General features: G+C 38.0%; 6 protein-coding genes. All 6 read left to right on the top strand.

The window, feature by feature from the left end:
- Positions 1 to 532: 532 nt before the first annotated feature.
- Entirely contained in the window at positions 533 to 3,580 is a 3,048-nt protein-coding gene (locus NE665_RS22975; RefSeq protein WP_156340228.1) for an SrtB-anchored collagen-binding adhesin, read from the top strand.
- Positions 3,581 to 3,803: 223 nt separating this feature from the next.
- Positions 3,804 to 4,127 (top strand): YdcP family protein, encoded by a 324-nt coding sequence (locus NE665_RS22970; RefSeq protein WP_022620587.1) that lies wholly within the window; start codon positions 3,804 to 3,806, stop codon positions 4,125 to 4,127.
- Between the two features lie 15 nt (positions 4,128 to 4,142).
- The gene (locus NE665_RS22965) at positions 4,143 to 4,526 is read left to right on the top strand and encodes a YdcP family protein (protein WP_022620586.1); all 384 of its coding nucleotides are present in this window, start codon (positions 4,143 to 4,145) and stop codon (positions 4,524 to 4,526) included.
- Between the two features lie 95 nt (positions 4,527 to 4,621).
- On the top strand, positions 4,622 to 5,035 hold the full coding sequence (locus NE665_RS22960; protein WP_022620585.1) for a DUF3788 domain-containing protein: 414 nt from the start codon (positions 4,622 to 4,624) through the stop codon (positions 5,033 to 5,035).
- Between the two features lie 106 nt (positions 5,036 to 5,141).
- Positions 5,142 to 5,600, top strand: a complete 459-nt coding sequence (locus NE665_RS22955; RefSeq protein ID WP_117442887.1) for a VOC family protein — start codon at positions 5,142 to 5,144, stop codon at positions 5,598 to 5,600.
- A gap of 24 nt (positions 5,601 to 5,624) precedes the next feature.
- Positions 5,625 to 6,167: a DUF3795 domain-containing protein gene (locus NE665_RS22950; RefSeq protein ID WP_117442888.1), complete on the top strand. Its 543-nt coding sequence runs from the start codon at positions 5,625 to 5,627 to the stop codon at positions 6,165 to 6,167.
- Positions 6,168 to 6,369: the final 202 nt, after the last annotated feature.

Genomic DNA, 6,369 nt, shown 5'->3' with positions numbered 1-6,369 from the left:
TCATAGATATAAAAAAGGATATATGAAAGACTAAATGCAATTGTAAGTGTAAATTCAACTAGATTGTTGTGTAAGAGTCTTTTCTACTTAGCTACTTTGAAAGTGGAATTTAACTTTTCACTTCAGCGTTTGTATCGTCATGATTATCTCCTTTAGGATTTATTATTTTTATTTGCTATAATATTTAGTTTTCTCTATATAATATTGTTTTGTAATAAGGATTTAAACTATCTATATTTTTTTCATAAAAACACACTAAAAATTTGATTATCCGCTAAAACGCTGTATCTATCGGCATTATCAAGGAGCTAAACACATCAAAATACTACTAATTTACTACGATTGAATGAGCCTTGATACGTCCTATTTCCCAGATATGCAAAGATACGGTACAGCACATCAGTATTGAAACAAGAAAAATTGAATACTTCATAGACTACGGAACGCACAATATCAGCGTTCCTTTTCTATTTCCAGCCGATCCTAGTGGACGGCTATTTTATTACCCAAAATGAAAGGAGCATTAAGAATTATGAAAAAGATATTAAAGCGATTATGTACGGGCTTTCTAGCCTTTCCAATCGTTCTTACTGCATTACCGACAATGGCTGTTCATGCGTCGGAAACACAGTATTGGACGGAGTCTGCCGAGCGTGTTGGTATTGTAGAACGTGTCAACAATGACGGCTCTATTACAGAAACGTTTAATGAGGGGCACATGAAAGTTGAGGGCGAGGACGCTTATTGTATCGACATCAACACAGCTTTCAAAAATGGTTATAAAACACGTTCTGACGCAAGCACCCGTATGAGTGCCGACCAGATAAGTGATGTTGCTTTATCCATTGAATATGTTAAACAGTATGCTAAAAGTCATACGGGGCTTAGTAGCAAACACGCTTACCTTTTAAGACAGCTTGTTGTCTGGCAGAGACTAAGCGTACATCTTGGTTGGCAATGTGATAACGTGCGAGCTTCTTATGACGAAATACCAAAGGCAACGCAAGATGAAGTATTCGCAGGAGCAAAAGCCTTTGTGAAAGAAAACAAAGGACGTTATGACTGTGGCGGATATATCTACTCTGGCGAGGGTCAAGAGTTAGGGCAATTCTGGGCGAAGTTAGCTGTCGGAAATACCAAACTTCAAAAGACTTCCACCAATGCCAATATTACAGACGGCAACGGGATTTATTCAATCGCTGGTGCAACGTATGGTGTGTATTCTGATAAAGACTGCACGAAACAGCTTGCCACCCTTACGACTGATACTAGCGGAAATGCAGAAGCTGTTGAAGTAAGAGCCACTACAGTATATATCAAGGAACTTTCTGCACCAGCAGGATTTAAAATTGATAAAACAGTTTACTCTTTATCTGTGGAAGCTGGAAAAACAGCGACTTTAAAAGTATCTGATACTCCAAAAGTAACAGATACCTTGATTGAGCTGTTCAAGATTGACATGGAAACACAGAAATCCAATCCGCAGGGAAACGCTTCTTTAGAGGGAGCAGAGTTTACATGGAACTTCTACGCTGGATATTACAACAAGAACAATCTTCCAGCACAGCCTACAAGAACATGGGTAACAAAGACTATCGCTGAAAAAGACAGCGACGGTGCTATCCATTACATTACTCGTTTAGCTGACAAATATAAAGTATCTGGGGACAGCTTCTATACGCAGGACGGTAAAAACGTACTTCCATTAGGAACACTAACTGTTGAGGAAACAAAAAGTCCGTCGGGTTACTTGTTAGCGGGTGCATATATGCAGGCTGACGGTAGCGAAGAACAGATAAAAGGAATGTATCTGACACAGATTACAGAGGACGGCGACCTTGCCGTATTGTCTGGAAGTAATCAGTACCATGTATCAGATAAAGTCATTCGTGGCGGTGTGAAAATCCAAAAACGAGATTTAGAAACGGGTGACACGAAAGCTCAAGGCGGTGCGAATTTGAAAGATACCACTTTTGAAATCATTTCCTTAAATGATAATACTGTCTTGGTTGAGGGCAAGCTATACAAGAAAAATGAAGTAGTAAAGACAATCTATACCGACATTGAGGGTATCGCTTCTACTTCTGCTGGTTTGTTACCTTACGGAAAATTTAGGCTGTCTGAACAAAAACCGCCAGAGGGATATTTGACAGAGGGTGCAAAAAAGATTGACTTTGAAATCACAGAGAATGGAAAAATCGTAGATTTGACCGACGAGGCTCACTCTATCTATAACCAGATTAAACGTGGCGATATTGAGGGCGTAAAGATTGGAGCAGGTTCGCACAAGCGTCTTGCAGATGTTCCGTTCAGGATCACAAGCAAGACGACGGGCGAAAGTCATATTGTCGTAACTGATGATAACGGACAGTTCTCTACTGCGTCAAATTGGGCTTCCTACAAGCACAATACCAATGCAGGAAAAACAAGTGAGGACGGTGTATGGTTTGGTACTTCTGAACCAGACGACAGCAAAGGTGCTTTGCTTTATGATACCTACATCATTGAAGAATTACGTTGTGAAAGCAACAAAGGCTTCAAACTTATTCCACCGTTTGAGATTGTCATTTCCAGAAATAAGGTTGTGGTTGATTTAGGTACGCTGACTGATGCATACGAAAAAGAAATCACTATCCATACTACCGCTACCAGCAAGGACGGCGAAAAGACTATTCTTGCTGGGAAAGACGTAACTATCATTGATACAGTCAAATTAGACGGTCTTATCAAAGGGACAAAATATCAGTTGAAAGGCTGGCAGATGTTAAAAGAAGAAAATGCAGAGCTAATCATCAATAACAAGCGTGTGGAAAATGACTATACTTTTGTTGCTGATGCTGAAGCTATGAAAGTGGAAATCGCTTATACTTTCAATGCGTCTGCTCTTGGCGGTAAGAGCCTTGTAACCTTTGAGGAATTATACGATTTAAGCAATCCAGAAGAACCCGTGAAAGTTGCGGAACACAAGGACATTGATGACGACGGACAGACAGTGCTTATCACAGAGCGTATCATCAAAATTCATACGATAGCTACAGATAAGGACGGTAAGAAAGAGATTGAAGCTGGAAAAGACGTAACTATCGTTGATACAGTCAAGTTAGAGGGCTTAGAAGTCGGTACGAAGTATCAGCTTGTGGGCTGGCAGATGTTAAAAGATGAAAATGCCGAGCTTATCATCAATGACAAGCGTGTTGAAAATGATTATATCTTTACGGCTGACAGCGAAACTATGGAAGCAAAGATTGAGTTTACTTTTGACGCTTCTTCTCTTGGCGGTAAACAGCTTGTAACTTTTGAGGAATTATACGATTTAAGCAATCCAGATGAACCGATAAAAGTTACGGAGCATAAGGATATTGAGGACGACGGGCAGACGGTTACTATCAAAGAAGTACCAGAAACTCCTACCCCAGAAGAATCAGAGAAGTCAACTACACCAGATACACCTACGAAAACAGACAGTCCAAAAACGGGCGACAATACAAACCTTTACGGACTGATTGCAATGCTTTGTATCTCTGGTGCTGGTTTAACTGGTACATATTTCTTTAAACGTCGTAAGATGAAGAAATCATAAGGCGGTAGCTGTATGAGGAAAGAAAAATCACGCTCTCCGCCGTAACATATAAAGGCAGACTATATCTTATTCTGGCTTGTCTGCCGATTACCTGCAAGAACACGGATAGTCAAGGGGGCGTTAGCATTTATTTACCCTTTACTATCTGGGGGCTTGCTGGTATCTCATTAACCGCCAGAATACACAACAATCAAACTTAAAGAAAGAAACGAGGTAAAACACTATGGAATTAAAATATATCGTGCCGAATATGGCACAGACTTTTGGAAACTTGGAATTTGCAGGGGAAAATAAAGTAGACCAGCAACGTATCAATGGACGTTACACTCCCGTATCAAGAAGCTACAACTTGTATTCGGATATTCAGAGAGCCGACGACATTATCGTTGTATTGCCTGCAAAAGCTGGCGAGAAGCATTTTAAGCCAGAGCAGAAAGTAAAGCTGATTAACCCACGCATTACCGCAGAGGGCTACAACGTCAAAGGACGTGGATTTACAAACTACATTTTAATGGCTGATGATATGTTACCAGCAGAAAGTAAATAAGGGGGGGATTTGATTATGAGATTAGCAAATGGAATTGTATTAGATAACGAAAAAACTTTTGGAGTATTGAAATTCTCTGCACTTCGACATGAGGTGCGTGTAGAAAATGAGGATGGAACGACAAGTGATGAAATCAAGCGTCGTACTTATGATTTGAAATGTAGTGTGCAGGAACGCATGATACAAGTATCAATCCCTGCCGATGTTCCCGTAAAGGACTTCCCTTACAATGCAGAAGTGGAACTTATCAATCCCGTAGCTGATACGGTGGCAAATGCCAACTTTAGAGGGACTACGGTTGATTGGTACATCAAGGCTGATGATATTGTGTTGAAGAACAAAGGCGGTCAGGCTGGAAATACACAGAACAATGCTCCGCAGGGACAGCAGAAAAAGTAAGCTGACAAACTAGTTTTTCGTTGTAGCAGATATCAACAATTGTTATAATATTGATATGGAAACAGTTAATTTAGACTTATAAAGGAGAAATGTGTATGCTAGATAAAATACCTAATGCAGAGGAAATGACTGCTTTGGTCGGACAATCATTATATAGTGTATGGAATGAATTGTGTGCCTTGATTGATGAAAAGTATGAAATGGAATGTCTATGGAATAAAGGTGGCAAAGCATGGGATTATGAATATAAGTATCGTCGAGGTGGCAAGACATTATGTGCCTTATATGCTAGAGAAAACTGTGTGGGATTTATGATTATCTTAGGTAAAGATGAACGGTTAAAATTCGATACAGATAGAGATAATTATTCAAAAGAAGTTCAGAGAATTTATGATGAAACAAAAACTTACCATGACGGAAAATGGCTGATGTTTGAGCCAACAGATACAACTTTGTTTGACGATTTTGTTAAACTTTTGAGGATAAAAAGAAAACCAAATAGAAAGTAGTTTATTACCACACCATTAGCAAATGGATAGTTTCTTATAATAGCGGATATATGAAAATGCTGTCATGTGGACATAAAGAAAATTGGAAGTTGTGGAGGTAGCAAAAATGAAATTAAAAAACCCTATGTTGGTAGTAACTGATATAGATAAATCAATTGAGTTTTATAAAAAGGTTTTTGGACTTCATGTCATTATGGATTTTGGAGCAAATAAAACTTTAACAGGTGGCTTAGCCTTACAGACAAGTGAAACATACAAAGAGTTTATCGGTACAAGTGATATTTCTTTTGGTGGTAACAATTTTGAAGTCTATTTTGAAGAAGATGATTTTGATAAATTTGCTGATAGGCTGAAAGAATATGATATTGAATATGTCCACCCTATTATAGAACATTCATGGGGACAGCGTGTAGTCCGCTTTTATGACCCAGATAAACATATTATCGAAGTTGGAGAAAACATGAAGATAGTGTGCAAGCGTTTCTTAAATAGTGGAATGACACCAGAACAAGTTGCAGAACGTATGGATGTACCTATGAAATTTATAAATGCCTGTATGCGATAAATTGAAAGTTAGGAGACTAATACTATGAAAGGATTTGAACGCAAAAATCAATTATTTTCTCTTTGCGGATTGAATTGCAGACTATGCCCTATGCTTTTGGGAAATTACTGTGGCGGTTGTGGCAATGGTAATCAATCATGCAGAATTGCAAAATGTAGTCTTGAACATGGACAGATTGAATATTGCTATGAATGCAGACAATATCCATGCGAAAAATATCAACACATTGATGATTATGATTCTTTCATCACGCATAAACGGCGAAAAGCAGATTTAGAAAGAGCAAAAAACATAGGCATTGAGCAATATAATCTTGAACAGCAGGAAAAAACACAAATTCTTTCTTACTTACTTTCTAACTATAATGACGGGCGTAGAAAGACTTTCTTTTGTGTGGCAGTCAATTTATTAGAACTTTCAGAATTACAAGAAGCAATGAAACAAATACAATCCAATGACGAATTGTCCTTACTACCATTTAAGGCACAATGCTTGTATGTGGTGGAGGTGTTTCAGAAGATTGCTGAAAGAAGAAATATAAAACTGAAACTTATCAAGAAAAAGTGATTTTCAAATTTCAGTTTGACAATTTTATATCCATACACACAAAGCAGTTAGTCTTAGGATTAACTGCTTTTTTCGTACCCAGAAAGACAACTATATTAAAGTCAAGTAGTAATTTATGAAAAAGTATGAAATATAAAATACTTGAAAATATAGTATTCGATCTTTGAAATTGTGAATGTAAATATGTTGAAAAGAACTATAG

The organism is Clostridium sp. DFI.1.208 (assembly GCF_024463855.1).
Lineage (GTDB): Bacteria > Bacillota_I > Bacilli_A > Erysipelotrichales > Erysipelotrichaceae > Clostridium_AQ.
Note: the sequence above shows the minus strand (reverse complement) of the source record. Positions and strands in the feature narration are given on the sequence as shown.